This window comes from Cohnella kolymensis (assembly GCF_000829465.1).
GTDB lineage: Bacteria > Bacillota > Bacilli > Paenibacillales > Paenibacillaceae > Cohnella > Cohnella kolymensis.
In genome coordinates this window covers 1-19,986 of the sequence record NZ_JXAL01000022.1, presented here as the reverse complement: position 1 = coordinate 19,986, position 19,986 = coordinate 1, and the positions used below count along the sequence as shown (strand labels likewise).

The following is a 19,986-nucleotide window of genomic DNA, read 5'->3' as shown; positions in this document are numbered from 1 at the left end:
CCCCCCGCCTGATGCGGGAAGACCGGGCGATATGCCATATTAGGCTTGGAAAGCGGGCATCGATTCGCTGGAGAATCGCAGCGACTGCAGCATCTTCAGCAGCGCGTTGACCGTATCCAGTGAAGTCAAGCAGACGACGCCGTTCTCTACCGCCTCGCGGCGGATGCGGAATCCATCACGCTCCGGCGCTTTGCCTTTGGTCAGCGTATTGACCACGAACTGCGCTTCGCCGCTTCGGATGAGATCCACAATGTTCGGCGATCCGTCGGGAAGCTTGTTCACCGTGCGAACCTTCAACCCGGCGGCTTCGAGTGCATCCGCTGTTCCGCCTGTGGCGATCAACTTGTAGCCGAGATGGTAGAAGCCTTTCAGAATCTCGATCGCTTCCGCTTTATCCTTATCGGCGATTGTGGCGATGATGGATCCCGAAGTCGGGATTTTCATGCCGGAGCCGATGAGACCTTTGTACAGTGCTTTCGCGAAAGAGCGATCGCGGCCCATCACTTCGCCGGTCGATTTCATCTCCGGAGTAAGCGTCGGGTCGACCTGATGCAGCTTGGCAAAAGAGAACACCGGCACTTTCACCGACACGAACTCGTCTTCCGGCCACAAGCCGTCTTGGTAACCCAGCTCTGTGAGCTTTTTGCCGAGGATCGCTTGAGTTGCCAGGTTCGCCATCGGTATCCGCGTTACTTTGCTCAGGAAAGGAACCGTCCGCGAAGAACGTGGATTGACCTCGATGACATACACCTTCTCTTGCCAGACGACGAACTGGATGTTGACCAAGCCGATTGTTTTCAGCTCTTTGGCGATTTTCAGCGTAATGTCGATGGCTTGCTGTTTCACATGATTCGACAGCGACTGCGGCGGATAAACCGCGATCGAGTCGCCCGAGTGAACGCCCGCACGCTCAACATGCTCCATAATGCCGGGAATGAGCACCGTTTCTCCGTCGCAGATCGCGTCGACTTCGATTTCTTTTCCGAGCATATACCTGTCGATCAGAACCGGATGCAGCGGATTGATTTCCACGGCTTCCTTCATATAGGCAAGCATCTCATCGTCGGAGTAGACGATTTCCATTGCACGTCCGCCGAGCACATAAGACGGGCGAACCAGAACCGGGTAACCCAGTTCCTGTGCGGTGCCGACAGCTTGGTCGACGGAAGTGACCGTTTTTCCTTTTGGCTGCGGAATGTTCAGCTTGCGGAGCAGCGCTTCGAACTTCTTGCGATCCTCCGCTTCATCGATGCTTTCGAGCGAGGTTCCGAGAATGCGGACACCCGCTTTGGACAGCGGAGCCGCCAGGTTAATCGCCGTTTGGCCGCCGAATTGCACGATGACGCCGATCGGGTTTTCCTGTTCAATGACATTCATGACATCCTCGAAAAACAACGGCTCGAAGTACAGCCGGTCCGAGGTGCTGAAGTCGGTCGACACGGTTTCCGGGTTGTTATTGATGATGACCGCCTCGTATCCGGCGTTGCGAATCGCCCAGACGGCGTGCACGGTCGAGTAGTCGAATTCGATGCCTTGGCCGATCCGGATCGGACCGGAGCCGAGGACGATAATTTTTTCTTTTTTGCTCGGGAGAACCTCATTCTCCGTCTCGTAAGTGGAGTAGTAATAAGGCGTTGTCGCCTCGAACTCCGCGGCGCAGGTGTCAACCATTTTGTAGACCGGCTTGATGCCTTGGTTCATACGATGAGTGCGGACTTCCGCTTCATCCGTCAGTGTGCCGCTTGGATGACCTTCACGCCGCAGCTCGGCGATGGCGCGGTCGGTGAATCCGTTGCGTTTGGCTTCGAGCAGGGTTTCCGGGGTGAGGCCAGGCTCTCTGCGGATGACATCTTCGAAGCGGACGATGCGTTCGACTTTGTCCAGGAACCACCAATCGACATTGGTTAGTTCCTGAATCTGCTGCAGCATCCAGCCGCGGCGGAACGCTTCGGCGATGAGGAACAGACGCTCGTCGTCCGCTTTCACAAGACGTTGCTTCAACGTTTCATCGTCGAGCTCGTTCGCGCCTTTCAGCAGAAGCCGATGTACGCCGATTTCGAGGGATCGCACCGCTTTCTGGATCGATTCCTCAAAAGTCCGGCCGATCGCCATTACTTCACCTGTCGCCTTCATCTGCGTGCCGAGCTTGCGGTTCGCCGCAGTGAATTTGTCGAAAGGCCAGCGTGGGATTTTCGTTACGATATAGTCGAGCGTCGGTTCAAAACAAGCATAAGTCTGCCCGGTAACCGGGTTCACGATTTCGTCGAGCGTATATCCGATGGCGATTTTGGCTGCCATCTTGGCGATCGGGTAGCCTGTCGCCTTGGAAGCGAGCGCCGATGAGCGGCTGACCCGCGGATTCACTTCAATCACATAGTATTGGTAGGATTGCGGGTCCAGCGCGAACTGGACGTTACAGCCGCCTTCGATGTTGAGGGCGCGGATGATCTTCAGCGATGCGGAACGGAGCATCTGGTACTCGCGGTCCGACAGCGTTTGGCTCGGCGCTACGACAATGCTGTCCCCGGTATGAATGCCGACGGGGTCGAAGTTCTCCATGTTGCAGACGACGATGCAGTTGTCGTTGGCGTCGCGCATGACCTCATACTCTACTTCTTTCATGCCGGCGATCGACTTCTCGATCAGGCACTGTCCGATCGGGCTGTAACGGATTCCGTTGGCAACCGTCTCGCGCAGCTCGGTTTCATTGGCCACGATACCGCCGCCAGTTCCGCCAAGCGTATAGGCAGGACGAACGATCAGCGGGTAGCCGATCGTATTTGCGAAATCTACAGCTTCTTGTACGGTCGTGACAATTTCACTTTCAGGAACCGGCTGCTCCAGCTCGCGCATCAATTCCCGGAAAAGATCCCGGTCCTCCGCACGCTCGATCGCTTCCAGCTGTGTTCCGAGCAGCTTGACGCCTTCTTGCTCCAGCACGCCTGCGCGCGCCAATTCGACCGCCATGTTGAGGCCGGTCTGGCCGCCCAGCGTCGGCAGCAAGCCGTCCGGACGCTCTTGGCGGATAATCTGGGATACGAATTCCAGGTTGATCGGTTCGATATACACCTTGTCGGCGATATTCGTATCCGTCATGATCGTGGCCGGGTTGCTGTTGATCAGCACAACCTCGAGGCCTTCTTCCTTCAACGCTTGGCAAGCTTGTGTGCCCGCATAGTCGAATTCTGCCGCTTGCCCAATGACGATGGGACCGGAGCCGATGACGAGAATCTTTTTGAGTGCGTTACTTTTGGGCATACTGCAGCTCTCCTTTCAGCGTCTCGGACAATTGCGCCTGGCGCGGCCGTTCGGGGTTGGCGCCTTTGTGCTCCCGGATCATATCCAGGAAACGATCGAACAGATAGCTGCTATCAAAAGGTCCCGGAGCCGCCTCAGGGTGATATTGTACCGAAAATGCCGGGTACTTCTTATGCTTGAGTCCTTCAATCGTTTTGTCGTTGTTGTTGATGTGCGTGATTTCCAGGTCTGTGCCGTTGAGCGATTCTTCTTTAACGGTGTAGCCGTGGTTCTGGGAAGTGATGTAGCAGCGTCCGCTTTCCAGTTCCTTCACCGGGTGATTGCCGCCGCGGTGGCCGAATTTCAGCTTTTCCGTATCCGCGCCGCAAGCGAGTGCGAAAAGCTGATGTCCGAGGCAAATACCGAAAATCGGAATTTCGCCGAGCAGCTCGCGGAGCGTTTCCACACACTGGGGCACGTCTTTCGGATCCCCTGGGCCGTTGGAAAGCTGGATGCCGTCGGGATGCAAGCGGCGGATTTCTTCAGCCGTCGTATCTTGTGGCACCACGACGACGTCGCAGCCGCGTTTGGTCAGGTCGCGGAGAATGCCGCTTTTTGCGCCGTAGTCGATCAGCACGATCCGCTCTTTGTCACCCGGGCTCGAGAACACGCTTTTCGTAGAAGTCAAAGCCACTTGATTGCGCATCAGCTGTGTTGTGCCGAGGCGTTCCTGCAGCTCCTCCACTCTCTCATTGCCGGTGGTGAGGATGCCTTTCATTGTGCCGTGCCGGCGAAGAATCCTTGTGAGCATGCGCGTGTCGATGTCGCTGATGCCGACGATTCCGTACTCTTTTAACAATTGATCCACTGTATATTGCGCCCGCCAGTTGCTCGGCACCGATTCATGGCGTCTGACCACAAATCCGTGAATGTAGGGGCGAATGCTTTCGAAGTCATCGCGGTTGATGCCGTAGTTCCCGATCAGCGGGAAAGTCATCGTTACGATCTGGCCGCAGTAAGAAGGATCGGATAATACCTCTTGATAACCGGTGATGCCGGTGTTAAAAACCACTTCGCCGACGGAGCCGCCTTCCGCTCCGAAGCCTTGCCCTGTGAACAATGTGCCGTCTTCCAATAGTAATCTCGCTTGCATCCCAATCACTCCTCAGCGGTTGATGCCGTTCTTTTCGGTCCAGACGACTCGGCCGTTAACCATGGTGAGCACCGGCCAGCCGTACAGTTTCCAGCCTGCGAACGGGGTGTTGCGTCCTTTGGTCAGGAAGTTATCGGGATCTACTGCCCGTTCATTCTCTAGATCAACAAGTGTAAGGTCAGCCGGCGCGCCGGGCTGCAGCGTCCCGTAAGGGAGGCCGAACAGCCGGGCCGGGTCGCTTGTCATGCGTCTTAGCAGGAAGTCCAAAGTCCAGCGTCCGGTGCGGACGAATTTCGTATATAGCAGCGGGAACGCCGTTTCAAAACCGACGATGCCGAAAGGCGCTCTTTCCATGCCGCGCGCTTTTTCTTCCTCGCTGTGCGGCGCATGGTCGGTGACGATGATGTCGATCGTGCCGTCCTCGAGCCCTTGGATGCAGGCTTCGACATCCTTCGGGGTGCGGAGCGGCGGGTTCATTTTCCAATTTGCGTCCATGCTGTCCGGAATATCTTCATCGGAGAGCAGGAGATGGTGCGGACACACTTCCGAAGTGACTTTCACACCGACCGATTTGCCGAGGCGGATGAGCCGTACCGACTGCTCCGTGCTGACGTGGCAGACGTGGTAGTGCACGCCGGTTGCTTCCGACAGCAGGATGTCCCGGCCGACGTGAATCGCTTCGGATTCGTTCGGGATGCCTTTCAACCCATGCTTGCGTGAAAATGCTCCCTCGGTGACGGCTGCGCCTTCCACCAGCGTGTTGTCCTCACAGTGTGCAATGACCGGCATATCGAATGAAGCGGCCAACGCCATGGCGTCTTTCATCATTTGTGCGCTCTGCACGCCTACACCGTCGTCGGTAAAGCCGATGGCTCCGGCTTCCTTCAGCGCGGCAAAATCCGTCAGCTCCCGGCCCAGCTCGTTCTTCGTAATCGCTGCATAGGGCAGAACCCTGACGACGCCTTCGGTGGCCGCTTTATCCAGCACGTACCGGATGGTGTCCGGCGTATCCATGACCGGGCGCGTGTTCGGCATCGGCGCGATCGTTGTGAAGCCGCCTTTGGCTGCGGACTGCGTGCCGGTTGCGATCGTTTCTTTGTATTCGAAACCCGGCTCGCGCAAGTGAACGTGCATATCGATAAAACCCGGTGAAATCAGCTTGCCTGTCGCATCGATTACCTCGTGGCCGGCTGTATCCGGCTGAGAAGCTGCGTCGAGCCATTCGGCGATGCTGCCGTTTTCCACCTTGACGTGTTTCTTTTCGAGTATCCCGGTTTCCGCACTGATTGTTTGTCCGTTAATGATCCATGTCGCCATCTCGCTGTGCCTCCTCTATTGCTCTTTGCTGCTGGTGACTGTTTCTGCTTCCCGTGGATGAAGGATGGTGACCGAATCGTTGTCGTCGATCTCGCTGAGCGCCACTGAAATTTCTTCGTATCGTGAAGTCGGTACGTTCTTGCCGACATAGTCGGGCCGGATCGGAAGCTCGCGGTGGCCCCGGTCGACCAGCACCGCAAGCTGAATCGATTGCGGCCTGCCGTAATCCATGACGGCATCCATTGCGGCTCGGATGGTGCGGCCGGTATACAGTACGTCGTCGACCAGGATAATCCTGTTGTCTTTCACCAGTAAAGGCAGGTCGGCGTTGTGTGCGGAGTGATCCGCTTGCTTGTCGTCCGGCCGGTCATCGCGATAACCGGTAATGTCGAGCTCTCCGACAGGGATCGGCTGGCCTTCAATGGCCAGTATGCGTTCCGCGAGCCGGTGGGCCAGGTAAACGCCTCGCGTGCGGATGCCGATCAGGACACAGTCGTGTATTCCTTTGTTCTTTTCAAGCATTTCGTGAGCAATCCGTGTAAGTGCCCGCCTGATGGCCGATTCATCCATGAGGACGTGTGTGTCCTGCACAGCGAGACCTCCTCGAGTTGATGTTGATGGCACAAAAAAACCTCCTTGCGTCAGACGCAAGGAGGTGTTAGCTGCAGGTTTGTGAACGTCGCAGGGCCTACCTAAGTGCCCTATTGGCAGGCAGAGTACCGCCTGTAATTGGGACAACCCTGGATACGTTCGAATATGCGCCACCTTGCCAGTCTCACGGGACTGAGTTAAAGGTACTGTTGTTTAAATGCAGTATGACATGTTCGACAACAAGTGTCAAGCGGATATTTATGCAAAGATATGAATTAAAATTCGAATTTTACATCGGTCAAGCGACGCTTGATCTCGTCAATAACGCGTCGCTCTTCCTCTTCGCCTTGGGCGATGAATGTGACCGAGAAGCGTACGAAATGACCCGCATCGTCCCATGGCACGGTGGAAATCATCTTTTCGCGGATCAGATACTGCGAGAAATCTTCGCCGGATTCAAAACGTTGTCCGCCTTCAATTCCCTTCGGCGCTTCCACATAAAGGAAGAAAGAGCCTTTCGGTTTCTCTGCATGGAAGCCGATTTCATTCAGTGCGGCTACCAGCATATTATGGCGGCGGGAATATTTGGCAGAGATTTCTTCCGTAATTTCCGGATGAGCCAGGCCGTAGGCCGCAGCTTTCTGAATGGCGATGAATTGACCGGAGTCGCTGTTATCCTTCACATCGCCGAACGCTTTCACGATCAGCGGGTTGCCCGCGATAAAACCGATCCGCCAGCCGGTCATGTTATACGACTTGGACAGCGAGTGCAGCTCGACACCGACATCCTTCGCGCCCGGTACGGACAAGAAGCTGAACGGCTTCGCGCCGTCATAGGTCAAAGCGGCATATGGCGCGTCATGTACGACGACGACGTTGTACTTTTTCGCCCAAGAGATGACTTTTTCGAAAAATTCCACGGTCGCCGCAGCGCCCGTCGGATTGTTAGGATAGTTCAGGTACAGCAGCTTCGCGCGGCGTGCGATCGTCTCGGGGATGGCGTCCAGATCCGGAAGGAAGTTGTTTTCCTTCGTCAGCTGCACATTGTAGACTTCCCCGCCGAGGTACTTGGTGTGAGTGCCCATCACAGGATATCCAGGGACCGTCATAATGGTGACATCGCCCGGATTGATGAACACTGTAGGCAGCATAGCGAGTGCTGGTTTCGCACCGATCGTATGCAGAACTTCGGTTTCGGGATCGATGCCGTCGACGCCAAAAACTTTTTTCAAATACTGTGCCGCAGCCGCTTTGAACTCAGGAATGCCATTGTCGGCGTATCCGCGGTTTTCCGGCTTGGCTGCTTCTTCAGCTAGCTTGGCCACGATGCCGGCATGCGCCATTTCGTCCGGCTCGCCCACTCCCATGTCGATCAATTCCACGTTGGGGTGGGTTTTGCGGGCAGCGGCTTTCGCTCTTTTGATTTTTTCAAATTTGTAGATATTCGTATCTTTTCCGTAATTGGCTCCGCCAATGCGGTTTGCGAACTGTTCTTGAATAAAGGTCGATTGGTACTTTTCAACGCTCACGTTGCCGACACTCCTTCGTCCGAATGGTTTCTCATCCTATGCTGCCTCATACAGGCGCAGATCGCCATGGATTTTTTCACCGATCATTTGCAGAAATCGCAGCCTAGCTTGTTCACCGGGTTCGCAAAATGGTCAGCGAGTGCTCCATATCTTCAGGGATCGGCGCGGCAAACTCCAGGTATTCGCCTGTGCGCGGATGCTCGAAGCCGAGTATTGCGGCGTGGAGCGCTTGTCCGGTCATGTCGAGCGTGCGTCCGCTTTTGCCGCCGTAGACAGGGTCGCCGACCAGCGGAAACCCTATGTATTTCATGTGAACGCGGATCTGGTGAGTCCTTCCGGTCTCGAGCTTCAGATCCAGCAACGTATATTCATCAAAACGCTCCAGCACCATAAAATGAGTCACCGCGTGCTTCGCGCCTTTATCCGTGACCCTGTACAGCTTGCGGTCCTGCGTGTCGCGCCCGATCGGCGCGTCAATGGTACCTTTGTCATGCTGCATTACTCCGTGCACAAGTGCGACGTAACGCCTGGTCACAGTGTGGGCTTTCAGCTGTGCGGCCAGCGAGGCGTGAGCCATATCGTTCTTCGCTGCCATCAGCAGACCTGACGTATCTTTGTCGATGCGGTGGACGATCCCGGGCCGCATGACACCGTTAATGCCGGACAGATCCTTGCAGTGATACAGCAGCGCGTTGACGACCGTGCCGTTGGGATGCCCGAGTGCCGGGTGGACGACCATGCCCCGAGGTTTGTTGATGACGACGACATCGCTGTCCTCATACACGATTTCAATCGGAATGTTCTCGGGCACAGCTTGCAAAGGTTCAGGTGCCGGTATATTAACGACAATGCGGTCTGCGGCGGTGACTTTGGAGTTAGGCTTAACCGTGCCGCCGTTGACCGTAATCGCGCCGATGCGGATCCAGTCCTGCACTTGTGAACGCGACACCGACTGTTCCGACAATTGCTCGGTAATATACTTGTCTATCCGTTCGCCTGCCTGGGTTTCCTCTACCGTCCACTCATGCCGGCCTGCGATTTCCTCTTCATTTTCCCATTCTTCAGACGGTTGACTGTTCTCGGGGTTGTTCTCCATTGTCATGCGGTTTATTCTCCTCTTTCATGGTCAGAAGCGTGTCCACAATCACCAAGCCCACTCCCACGACAATCGCGGAATCCGCCAAGTTAAAAATAGGAAACGTATAGCTGCCAAAATTGAATTGCAAAAAGTCGACGACTTCTCCATACAGCGCGCGATCCAGGAAATTTCCCGCCGCTCCGCCGAGAATCATTCCAAGCGCAATTAGCAGCAGACGGCTGCCTGTCCGGTAAGAACGCTGAACATACCATACAATACCGGCCACGACGGCGACTGTTATCAGTATAAAAAACCAACGCTGCTCCTGAAGCATCCCGAAGGCTGCCCCTCTGTTACGAATGTGCGAAATCACGAAAAAATCTCCGATAACCGGGATCCGCTCCGTATCGAGGGCCACCGTGGAATTGATAATTTTTTTGCTGACATAATCAATAATAAATACGATTACAGCGATTGCATAATAAGACCAAACCGGCCAAACACGTTGTTGCTGCATGCGAGGGGTACCGCCCTTTCATCGTTTGTCCAACGTGTTGATTTTATCACAATGCCGAACAGTGAGTCCATGAACCGCAAGCAAAAATCGACAGACGCTCCAGTCATGTCCGAGCTGCTGCGCTCGTAAAACCAACCGCTCCGGTGAAAACTACATGCAGTGAAAAAATGAAGGGAGCGGACGCCATGAAATCTCCGATGGACAAAGAGCGGTTGCAATATTTTCGCCGCAGGTTGATGCAGGAAAAGCACGACTTGGAAAAGCGCGAGCATAACGACCACTACGGATTCGCCGCATCCCAACTTGAATATACGAACGAGCTGTCTATGTACGATAACCATCCCGGCGATATCGGCACGGAGACGTTCGAGCGGGGCAAAGACTTGGCCCTATTGCGTGCCGATGTGCTTCGGATGGAACGTGTGCAGGATGCGCTTGAACGGATCGGTACCGGAGAGTACGGGCACTGCGCTGAGTGCGGCAAGTTTATTCCGATGGAGCGTCTGGAGGCTTTGCCTACAGCGATTTACTGCATTGAGCACGAGCCTCGTCAAGGTGTCTCCAACGAGCGGCCTGCGGAGGAGGCTGTGCGCAACCCGCCTTACGGGCGGACCAGCCGTGACGACAGTCTGATGAGTGGACAGGTTTCGACGGAGAAGACACGTGGCAGATTGTCGCCTCATACGGAACCTCAAACAGCCCTGCCCTCGTCTACGACCGTCAGATCGAGGACTATGACGAAGTCCATGCCGAGAACGACGAAAACGAAGGCTTCGTCGAGCCGATCGAGAGCTTCCTCGCCACCGACATCACCGGCCGCAACACGATCGTCGTCCGCAACCAAGCGTACTGGAACTATCTCGACCGCGGCGAAGGCGAGCATTTCCTCGAGTCCGACGACGCCATGGCCGAATGGCCCGACGGCCCCGGCGACTGGGCGGACACTTCCCGCTGACCATTTGCGGCGATTAGGGGTTGCCGCCCTTATGTCCACTATCCCTTTGCATCAGGAGGGCGCAAGCACCAGTTTGACTCTCACCCTTCTTATGTCCTCTATCCCTTTCCATCAGGATAGGCGTAACCACCACTGTTTCACGGCCCTACGTCCACTATCCTGTTGCGTCAGGCGCGCGCTCTTTAGCACGCTTATGCCCAACTATCCCGTTGCATCAGGGGCGCGCACGACCTATGTTTAGCAGGCTTACGCCCACTATCCCTTTCCATCAGGAGGCGGAACCAGCAGTGTTTGACCCTTATGTCCACTATCCCCTTGCGTCAGGTTGTCGATTGTACCACTGTTTCGAGACCCTATGTCCAGTATCCCTTTCCATCAGGTTGGCCCAACCAGCACGGTTTAGCAGCCTAATGTCCAATACTTCCTTTGAAAGGTTGAAAGTGAGCAGCCCCGGCTGCCGATGCGCACCAGCCTGAACCACCGGGATAGTGGGCATAAGCATGCCAAGTGCCATACAACGACCTGAGCGACTGGGATAGTGGACATAAGCCTATCAAGTGCCATATTACTATCCCGCCCGCCTGATGGACGGGGATAGCGGGCATAAGCACACTGCCACCCTGAACGACTGGAATAGTGGACATAAGCACGCCAAGTGCCGTATGAGCTACGTAGCCCACCTGATGGAAGGGGATGATCGGACATAGGCGCACTACCACCCAGACCCTGAACGAACGGGATAGTGCACATAAGGACGACGACGCACCACACTCTGAATGAACGGGATAGCGCACATCAGAGATCCGACGACGCACCGCTCCCTGAACGAACGGGATAGTGCACATAAGGGACACACGACCCACGACACCCTGAACGACCGGGATAGCGAACATAAGGGTGTTAAACCAACATCAATAGGGATTAATCTGCAGCTGCCGCTGTACGATTCGAACGATATTGGCGATGTAGTCACCGACAATTGGGAGGTTGAGCGCGCCGAGAAGCTGGAGCAGCCAGACGATGGTGGCGGCAAAGAACGTAAAGCCGAGCGCGATGCCGACGCCTCGGAATGTGCCGGACAGGACGTTGCGCCAGATTAATTGCCAAGGTTTGCTCATCAAATCCACGTATTCACGGAGCTCCGCTTTCTCCATTTCCGCAGCCAAACGCTCAAGCCGTTCGGTTACAAAACCCAGTGTCCGCGCAGTTCTTTCGCCTCTTCAGCCAGTTCTCTCGTCGCGCTCGGGGAGATTTTCATTTTGATCCGATCCGTTCTTCCATTCTTGGAACCGTCGCTCATCTTTCTATGCTCCTCTCGACGTCCGCCGAATGAAAAACGAGCCCTCGCCCCGGCCATACGGCCGCAGGCGGAAGAACTCGTCTTTTGGTGTTCCTTATTATGTTTAGCTTGTAAGCTAAAGTTATGCTCCCCGGACGATAGCAAGCCCGATTAACTTCTCCCCCGCTTGCACTTGTTCCATATCGTCAGTCTTCCCGAACATCACTTCATTGACCAATACGTTCTCCCGAAGTACGTTGTCGAATGCCTGAAGTGCGGCTTCCAGCTCGGGATCCACATCCAGCACGAGATCGATTCGCTGCTCGATTGGCAGGTCGAGCTTTTTGCGGGTATCCTGTACAGCCCGGACAACCTCCCGCACCCAGCCTTCCTGTTCCAGTTCAGGCGTGATCTCTGTGTTGAGCGCAACCGTCAACCCGCCGCCCGATGCCGAAGCAAAGCCGGATTTGGCTTCCTTCTCCACAAGCAGCTCATCCAGAGTGATTACCAACGTCTCACCTTCCGGTGACACGAATACGAACTCACCCTTTTCCACGACATTCTGTGCCTCGTCTGCAGCCAATCCTTTTAAAGCCGCCTGGATCGGACCGACGTTTTTGCCGTATTTTTTCCCAGCCACTTTAAGGTTCAGTTTCAAATTAAAATTGACAAAGCCGCTGTCGTCACCCGCAAGTGTGATGGTCTTGACGTTAATTTCGTCCTTGATGATGTCTTCGTAGCCGGCAAAATCGAACTCGCCGCTTAACGACACAAGCAGCTCCGACAACGGTTGACGTGTCTTGATGTTTGCTTCGTTTCGGATATTCCGCGCTAGTTCAACCATGTTCCGTGCGGTAGCCATATCCCGCTCCAGTTGCAGGTCGATCGCAGATTCATCCGCTTGCGGATAGTCCGCGAGGTGCACGCTGCCTTCTCCGCCGACGTTGCCGTAGATATCTTCCGCTACAAAAGGCACGTACGGCGCAATCACCTTGGACAGCGTGAGCAGGACTTCACCCAGCGTCTGGTAGGCGTTGATTTTGTCCTCGCTCAGGCCGCTGCCCCAAAAACGGTCCCGAGAACGGCGGACGTACCAGTTGGACAGCTCATCGATGAATTGCTCGATTTCCTTGGCAGGATTCAAGAAATCGTTGTCGTCCAGACCGCGGCGTACGACCGCAACCAGTGAATTCAACCGGGACAAAATCCACCGGTCCAGCTTGTTGCCGGAACGCAGTTTCTTATGCTCCGAAGGCACGTACCCGTCGATGGTGGCATACAACGCATAAAAAGCATGCGTGTTAACGAGTGTGTCCACCACTTTGGACTTGGCTTCCGCCACGATTCCTTTGGAGAAACGTTTGCTGTTCCACGGCGCGCTGTCTGCCAGAAGAGCCCACCGGAAGGGGTCCGTACCGAACTCGTTGATGATTTCCCACGGATCGATGACATTTCCTTTGGATTTACTCATTTTTTGGCCGTTTTCATCCAGGACGTGGCCGGTGGAGATAACGGATTTATATGACGGCTTACCGTTGTACAACGTCGACACAGCCAGCAAGCTGAAGAACCATCCGCGAGTCTGGTCGATCCCTTCGCAAATGAAATCCGCAGGATACTGCTGCTCCCACTTCTCTTGGTTCTCGAACGGGTGGTGGTATTGCGCGAACGGCATCGAACCGCTGTCGAACCACACGTCGATCACTTCAGGAGTCCGCTCCATCTCGCCGCCGCAGGTACACTTAAGTTTAACGGCATCCACATACGGCTTATGAAGCTCAAGGTCATCCGGCACGGAACCGACAGCTAGGGAACGCAGCTCGGCGATGCTGTGCGGCGATTTTTCTTTTCCGCAGGATTCGCAAGTCCAGACGTTAAGAGGTGTGCCCCAGTAACGGTTGCGGCTGATGTTCCAATCGACCAGGTCTTCGAGGAACTTGCCGAACCGGCCGTCGCGAAGATGCTCCGGATACCATTTAATTGTCTTATTGTTGGCGATCAGCTGATCTTTAACGGCGGTCGTCTTGATGAACCAGCTCTCCGTTGCGTAGTAAAGGAGCGGTGTTTTGCAGCGCCAGCAGAACGGGTAACTGTGCTCGTGTCTTTCTTTGTAGTACAGAAGTCCGCGTTCGGACAGCATTTTGACGATATCGACATCGCAATCTTTTACGAAACGGCCTGCAAGATCCGTTACCGCGTCGATATAGCGGCCGGCGTTGTTCACGACCATCAGCATAGGGAGGCCGTGCTCGCGGCAAACGCGGTAATCGTCTTCGCCATGCGCCGGGGCGATGTGCACGATCCCTGTTCCGCTTGTATCGCTGACAAAGTCAGCGTCCACGACCCGGTGAGCGTTGTCCAACGGAACGTAAGAGAACGGCGGCTCATAGTTCAAGCCGACGAGTTCGCGTCCTTTGACGGATCCCAGTGTTTCATATTCCCCTTTGATGACCTTGTCGGCCAAAGCTGCCGCAACGATATAAACCTCGCCGTCTTGGCGTACCCGAACATAGTCAAGGTCCGGATTCACGGCCAGCCCGACGTTGGCGGGAAGCGTCCAAGGCGTGGTCGTCCAGGCCAGGATATACTCTCCTGTATCCTTCACCTTGAACTTGGCGGTAGCGTCAAATCTTTCACGTCTTCGTAGCCCTGCGCCACTTCATGCGAGCTCAGGGTCGTCTGGCAATCCGGGCAATAAGGGCTGACGCGGTGTCCACGGTACAGCAAGCCTTTGTCATGAATGGTGGCAAGAATGTTCCACACACTCTCGATATACTCATTTTTCAGCGTGATGTACGGATCGTCCAGATCCGTCCAATACGCGATCGCTTCCGTCAGCTCGCGCCACTGGCGCTCATATTCAAAGACGCTTTCCTTACACTTTTTAATGAACGGCTCTACGCCGTAGTTCTCGATCTCTTGTTTGCCGGAAATGCCCAGCTGCTTCTCGACACCGAGCTCGACCGGCAAGCCGTGCGTGTCCCAGCCGGCTTTACGCACGACACGGTAGCCGGACATTGTTTTATAGCGGCTTACGAAGTCTTTGATGACCCGTCCAAGCACGTGCCCGATGTGCGGCTTTCCGTTCGCGGTAGGCGGCCCCTCATAAAACACGAAGTTCGGGCGGCCCTCCCGGTTCGTGATCGATTTGCGAAACGTATCCTCTTTGTTCCACAGCTCCAATACGCGCTGTTCCCGGGCTCTCGCCCGTTCTTTCACATCTACACGACGCATCATTTTTCTTCCTTTCGCCCTGAAAATATAAAAACCCCGTCCCCAAAAAGGGACGAGGTCTACTCGCGTTACCACCCTTGTTCCGACCTGATTATCCATAGACAATGACCGGCAACTCGCAACGAACGGCTGATTTCGCGCCTCAGCGCGGATAGTCCGTTCGCGTTCCCTGTAACGGAGGACGGCCGGCCGAGCTTACTGTCCGCGTCAGTCCGCGGTGTTCAGTACGGCATCTCAGGGATGATATTCGGCATGTTCGAGGATATTGGCTCGCACCGGCCGCCAATTCTCTGGATCTCCTTACATGCTTACTGCTTCCCGTCTTCGACATTCAAAACGTATTCCTATATTCCTGTTATACTTTCTGCAGGTGCTTTTGTCAAATTTACGTACGCCCAAATAAAAAAAGACCCCCGGGCGAGGGATCTTCCTGTCACGCTATTCCTAGCTAGATCACGCTTCAATGCCTTTGGGCTCTCTGCTCTCAAGTGAGTCCCAGCCGTCTTGCATGAGGATTTCCAGCTGCGTCTCCACCAATGCGCGGAAGCGTGCGCGATAGATGGCGGCTTGCTTCTTCAGCTCTTCCACTTCAAGCGCTACTTTGCGGGACTTGGATAAAGAATCGTTAATAATGCGGTCTGCATTCTTCTCAGCTTCTTTGATGATCAGCTGCGCTTCTTTCTTGGCGTTGTTTCTCACTTCATCCGCTGCTTCTTGCGCGACGATAATCGTTTTGCTCAGTGTTTCTTCAATGTTGGTGAAATGTCCGAGCTTCTCTTGTGACGACGCTACCTGATTTTGCAGTTCTTTGTTCTCGCGGATCATAGCCTCGTAATCTTTGATGATCTGATCGAGAAACTCATTCACTTCATCTTCATCGTATCCGCGCAGTCGGCGGCCGAATTCTTTGTTATGGATGTCCAATGGAGTTAATGGCATTGGCGCACCTCCTACTTCATAATTTCGACAGTTTCATTCACTGTCTCAATTCGACGAAATCTGCGTAAATCCTTCTGCCCTTTACACAAATTTACCGATTCTTACACGAATTCTCCCGCTTTTCGATACACCCTCGACATCAAGAACCTTAAAGCGGCCGAAACCTTTCATAGAGACAACGTCGCCGGCTTTCAAAAGCGTTGAAGGATCCTCTTCCGATTTCCAATTCACGCGGCAGCGTCCCGCCCGGATAGGCGCCATGATTTTGGTGCGGCTAAGACGAAACACATCACTGGCTACCCCATCCAACCGCAGCGAGGCAACGGAGAACATCTGCTCGTCCAGCTTGATCTTTACTTCCTGTAACGCGGACAGCGGCAGCATCGAAACCATGACATCGACACGATGCGCCTGCTTCATATGCCCGATAAGGAAATCGCCGATCTCTTCCGCGATCAGGGCGTGGCAGCCGTCTTCCCTGACATGCAGATCGCCGATTTTGTCGCGCTTGATGCCCAGTCCGAGCAAGGCACCGAGATAGTCTCCGTGATCGAGCTCGGAAATGCGGCGGTCATCCGAAGAAATATCCAGCACCGCGATGCCCATATCTTCAACTTCTATGTTCCGATAATCCGGGGCGATAATTGCTCTTTGGCGTTCCGCGTCAGCGCTACCGCCGTCCAGTCTCACCTGAGCATCAGGATGCCGGTTGGCCAGCGAGAATAAAATATAAGCCTGGCGGGGATCAAGAAAGTCCGTCCGCTTCGTCTCGTGACGTTCGGCGGCTCTCTCGACCCATTCCCAGGCGCGGTCCACGAATGGTTTTTCATCCGGGTGAAAATGTTCGTAAATTTCTCGGTGAGCCATAAGATCCCCTTATCCCCATCCCTGCACTAAAAACTTGATCACGACTCTTATCCCTTCGGCAACAAATTTTAGCGCAAACAAGGCAACGATCGGAGAAATATCCAGCATTCCGCCGATCGGAGGGATCAGGCGCCGAAACGGCCGCAAATAAGGTTCAACCAACCGGCCGAGAAATTCCCCCACGAAGCTTTCGCGAACAGAGGGCAGCCAAGACATCAGGACATAAATCAGTATCATGTAAAAATAAATCGAGTAAAGCAGGTCTATATATCTTTCAATTTCATTCAAACTGGAGTCACCTCATTTTTGGGTAGTCGGCTTCCTCCGACATCATCTCCGTAATCGTACCCATTACTTCTACCGTGTCCGGAGTGCAAAGGAAAATGTCGGAACCAAGCTTGGAAATGTGACCCCCCAGCGCATAGACAGTTCCGCTCAAAAAGTCAACGACCCGGATCGCTTGGTCTCTTCTCATACGCTGCAGATTTACGACCACGGAGCGGCGGGACTTGAGTTGGTCCGCAATCTCCTGGGCTTCGTCATAGCTGTGGGGTTCAATCAGCACCACTCTAGCGTTTTTCTGCGAGGAATGTATGCTGACAACATTATTCTTTCCCGATTGTTTACGCGCTTCGAAGACCGGGGTTTCAATTTCTTGCTCTTCATCGGAGCTGGTCCGCTCACGTTCCCGTTCCAACTCTTCTTCCTGCAAGCCGAAATAATTCAGAAACTTGTTCATGACGCTCATGGTTTCTCCTCCTCTATTTCATTCCCGACCAAGACCGTTCCCAAACGCACCCGGGTCGCTCCCTCTTCCACCGCAATCTCAAAATCATTCGACATGCCCATCGACAGCTCCAGCATCGGCTTTTTCAAAGTTCCGGATTGATTCAACTCGTCCCTCAGCTTGCGTAAAGAGCGAAAAATCGGGCGAGTATCTTCCGGTTCGCTTTCATAAGGTGCCATCGTCATTAGCCCGATCGGTGCGATTCGGTCAAAGGCCTGCAGACCGCGCACAAATGGCCCCAATTGTTCCGGATCAAGGCCATGCTTGGACTGCTCTCCCGACACGTTCACCTGCAGAAAACACGGCACCGTTATGCCCAAAGTTTGGGCATGCTTCTGGATGGCCTCCGCCAGTGAAAGCCGGTCAAGCGAGTGAATGAAATCAAACCTGCCCACGATATCCTTCACTTTGTTCGTCTGAAGAGAACCTATGTAATGAAAAACGGCTTGTCCCTTCAAGGCTTCCCATTTGTCTCTGGCATCGGGCCAACGATTTTCTCCAATATGGATATTTCCTGCTTCTACTACGGTTCTGGCGGTATCTACCGAAACGTATTTGGTCACGGCGATCACCTGAACGTCCTTGCACTGTCTGCCGCTTCGACGGCAAGCTTCCTGCAGCCGGTCCTTCACGTCCCGTAACCGGTCTTGTAACGTCACGAAACGTTCACCTCTTTTTTCTACCGAGCCAGCTCATCATTCGTCCCGTATGACCATTCTCTGTGCGGTGCGAGAACAGTACGTCCGTTCGACAGCCGGTGCACCATGATGACATTTCGATGCGGCTCGGCAAAATTCCTGCTTTTATCATAAGATGTCGGTTTAAATGTTTCAAGTCAAGCCGGGCTCGATCGGCGGCTTCCGAAGGAATTATAATTTCATCCTCTATTGAATGATTACCCTCTTGCAGTTGTTTTAACAATGGTCGGACGTGTTTCAGCACCGCATCATCGACTTCATAACAGCAGCTACCGATGGATGGCCCGATTGCAGCGTACAAATTTTCCGGTTTCACACCGAAAACTTCCGTCATTTTCTCCACTGTTTTTACCGCGATTTCGGCAACCGTTCCTTTCCACCCCGCATGCGCAAGCCCCGTACTTCCAGTTACCGGATCGTAAAAATAAAGAGGAACACAGTCCGCAAAAAACATGACCAACAGGATGTCGGGTTCATTCGTGATGAGTGCATCTGTATCCGCAAAAGCGGTTGAGCGATTGAGGCGGCCGCGGCCGGCATCCTCTCGCGTAACAACGTGTACCTCATTGCCATGCACCTGTTCGGCACATGTCCAGGCCGCGAAATCCCAGCCCAAATGTTGCGCAATCTTTGTTCTGTTTTCAAGTACAATGTCGGGGTCGTCTCCCACATGGAGTGCGGTGTTCTTAGCGTGTCTGGTAGTAAAGCCGGCGGTTACACCCTCCCAATCGCACCAAGGCTGGAGCATGAGCAGGGCGTCTTTTCTTTCATCCGCCTCAAGCAGAAAAGGTTCCATGAATTCACACCTCCGACCCCAGTGTACCATAGGCACCCCGAACCGCGCAGTTACCCTGCCTATCTTGCTGTGTGTTCCCCGTCTTCCAGCCTATAAACTTTGGCGTCGTCAAGCCGGACCAGCACGACGTCTGCGCCGATTTTCACGATGTTGCGCCAAGGAATAACCACATCGTTTCCTCCGCCGAACATACCGAACAGTCGGGTCGCCGTAGGCACGACAATGGAGTCGATCCGCCCTTGGCGCAAGTCGAGCTCCAAATCGCTAACCTGGCCCAGCTTCTTTCCGTCGACAATGTTGATCACGTCTTTGGTCTGGAAATCGGATATTTTCATGCTCCTTCGCTCCCCCGTCGACCGGGCATTTGTACCCTACATTAACTATATGAGCCAGGCCGGAAAAATGTACGGTCAATCACACACAATATATCTGTCCTCTCAGCGCCTTATGTCCACTATCCCGCTCCGTCAGGGGCACCACCTTTTTTGCGCCGTACTGTCCCCAATTGATATGGACTAAGCCGGTGAGCTTCTTATGGTTATCCGCTTCAGTCATGGCATGACGAATTTTGTGACAAATAAGCCACGCGGTTTTGTAGGTCGTACCGATGATCGATGCTAAGCGGATTGCGGAGATTCCGCCAGGCAAGGCGTGCAGAAAAATGGCTTGGAACCACAGCCTAAGCGGTGTCCTGCTGCCTTCAAAAATCGTACCGGCAATGAGGGAAGTCTGAAGGCGGCACGATCCGCATTCATACAGGGGCAGTCGGCGAGTACGAATGGTATAGGCGTGGGCGTGGTCGCAGCGTGGGCAACGGAAGCCGGTCGGCCATCTGGATGAGTACAGTATGCGTATACATATTTCTTCATTGTCAAAGTATTTGCAGGGGCCCCCCAAAAATTTTCCCCCCGGGGGGAAAAATTTCCCCCCGGGGGGAAAAATTTGGGGGGTTTAAAAACCCCCAAAAAGGGGGCCCCCTTTAAAACCCCCGGGGGGTTTAAAAACCCCC

The 19,986-nt window shown here is 54.3% G+C and carries 16 protein-coding genes, 2 pseudogenes and 1 other annotated feature; of the genes and pseudogenes, 1 reads left to right on the top strand and 17 read right to left on the bottom strand.

Features of this window, described 5'->3' with window-relative positions; genetic code table 11:
- Positions 1-39: 39 nt before the first annotated feature.
- The 7 genes from carB to lspA all read right to left on the bottom strand — a co-directional run bounded on the left by carB (position 40) and on the right by lspA (position 9,422).
- A complete protein-coding gene (gene carB / locus SD71_RS13605; RefSeq protein ID WP_041064121.1) occupies positions 40-3,258 on the bottom strand; it encodes a carbamoyl-phosphate synthase large subunit in 3,219 nt (1,072 codons plus the stop codon).
- Positions 3,245-4,390 (bottom strand): glutamine-hydrolyzing carbamoyl-phosphate synthase small subunit, encoded by a 1,146-nt coding sequence (carA, locus tag SD71_RS13600; RefSeq protein WP_041064118.1) that lies wholly within the window; start codon positions 4,388-4,390, stop codon positions 3,245-3,247. Before carA ends, carB begins: the two co-directional genes overlap by 14 nt.
- A gap of 12 nt (positions 4,391-4,402) precedes the next feature.
- Positions 4,403-5,707 carry a dihydroorotase gene (locus SD71_RS13595; protein WP_041064115.1) on the bottom strand — a complete coding sequence of 435 codons (1,305 nt, stop codon included), beginning with the start codon at positions 5,705-5,707 and terminating at the stop codon, positions 4,403-4,405.
- Between the two features lie 15 nt (positions 5,708-5,722).
- The gene (pyrR, locus tag SD71_RS13590; protein ID WP_041064363.1) at positions 5,723-6,277 is read right to left on the bottom strand and encodes a bifunctional pyr operon transcriptional regulator/uracil phosphoribosyltransferase PyrR; all 555 of its coding nucleotides are present in this window, start codon (positions 6,275-6,277) and stop codon (positions 5,723-5,725) included.
- A 296-nt stretch (positions 6,278-6,573) separates the two neighbouring features.
- A complete protein-coding gene (locus SD71_RS13585; RefSeq protein ID WP_041064112.1) occupies positions 6,574-7,827 on the bottom strand; it encodes an LL-diaminopimelate aminotransferase in 1,254 nt (417 codons plus the stop codon).
- A gap of 112 nt (positions 7,828-7,939) precedes the next feature.
- On the bottom strand, positions 7,940-8,929 hold the full coding sequence (locus SD71_RS13580) for an RluA family pseudouridine synthase (RefSeq protein WP_082034239.1): 990 nt from the start codon (positions 8,927-8,929) through the stop codon (positions 7,940-7,942).
- A complete protein-coding gene (gene lspA / locus SD71_RS13575) occupies positions 8,889-9,422 on the bottom strand; it encodes a signal peptidase II (protein WP_041064109.1) in 534 nt (177 codons plus the stop codon). Before lspA ends, SD71_RS13580 begins: the two co-directional genes overlap by 41 nt.
- 185 nt (positions 9,423-9,607) lie before the next feature.
- Here lspA and SD71_RS23120 point away from each other — a divergent pair, with 185 nt between their 5' ends.
- Positions 9,608-10,618: a TraR/DksA C4-type zinc finger protein gene (locus SD71_RS23120; RefSeq protein WP_326998751.1), complete on the top strand. Its 1,011-nt coding sequence runs from the start codon at positions 9,608-9,610 to the stop codon at positions 10,616-10,618.
- A 670-nt stretch (positions 10,619-11,288) separates the two neighbouring features.
- Here the strand turns inward: SD71_RS23120 and SD71_RS13560 are convergent.
- The 10 genes and pseudogenes from SD71_RS13560 to SD71_RS13515 form a co-directional block, all read right to left on the bottom strand.
- Complete coding sequence (locus tag SD71_RS13560) at positions 11,289-11,573, bottom strand: DUF5665 domain-containing protein (RefSeq protein ID WP_235427123.1); 285 nt, start codon at positions 11,571-11,573, stop codon at positions 11,289-11,291.
- Positions 11,574-11,798: 225 nt separating this feature from the next.
- Positions 11,799-14,890 (bottom strand): annotated as a pseudogene (gene ileS, locus SD71_RS13555) (isoleucine--tRNA ligase).
- 45 nt (positions 14,891-14,935) lie between these two features.
- Positions 14,936-15,224: a binding site (T-box leader), on the bottom strand.
- A gap of 119 nt (positions 15,225-15,343) precedes the next feature.
- Complete coding sequence (locus SD71_RS13550; protein ID WP_041064100.1) at positions 15,344-15,829, bottom strand: DivIVA domain-containing protein; 486 nt, start codon at positions 15,827-15,829, stop codon at positions 15,344-15,346.
- An 81-nt stretch (positions 15,830-15,910) separates the two neighbouring features.
- Positions 15,911-16,696, bottom strand: a complete 786-nt coding sequence (locus SD71_RS13545; RefSeq protein ID WP_041064097.1) for a YlmH family RNA-binding protein — start codon at positions 16,694-16,696, stop codon at positions 15,911-15,913.
- A 9-nt stretch (positions 16,697-16,705) separates the two neighbouring features.
- Positions 16,706-16,984, bottom strand: coding sequence for a YggT family protein (locus tag SD71_RS13540; RefSeq protein ID WP_041064094.1), 279 nt, complete (start codon positions 16,982-16,984; stop codon positions 16,706-16,708).
- 7 nt (positions 16,985-16,991) lie between these two features.
- Positions 16,992-17,444, bottom strand: a complete 453-nt coding sequence (locus SD71_RS13535) for a cell division protein SepF (RefSeq protein WP_041064091.1) — start codon at positions 17,442-17,444, stop codon at positions 16,992-16,994.
- Positions 17,441-18,142: a YggS family pyridoxal phosphate-dependent enzyme gene (locus SD71_RS13530; protein ID WP_041064089.1), complete on the bottom strand. Its 702-nt coding sequence runs from the start codon at positions 18,140-18,142 to the stop codon at positions 17,441-17,443. The genes SD71_RS13535 and SD71_RS13530 overlap by 4 nt, the downstream gene beginning before the upstream one ends.
- A 7-nt stretch (positions 18,143-18,149) precedes the next feature.
- Positions 18,150-18,977, bottom strand: a complete 828-nt coding sequence (gene pgeF, locus SD71_RS13525) for a peptidoglycan editing factor PgeF (protein ID WP_041064087.1) — start codon at positions 18,975-18,977, stop codon at positions 18,150-18,152.
- A 59-nt stretch (positions 18,978-19,036) separates the two neighbouring features.
- Entirely contained in the window at positions 19,037-19,312 is a 276-nt protein-coding gene (locus SD71_RS13520; RefSeq protein ID WP_041064085.1) for a YlmC/YmxH family sporulation protein, read from the bottom strand.
- Between the two features lie 175 nt (positions 19,313-19,487).
- Positions 19,488-19,874 (bottom strand): annotated as a pseudogene (locus SD71_RS13515) (transposase); the annotation flags it as partial.
- Between the last annotated feature and the right edge of the window lie 112 nt (positions 19,875-19,986).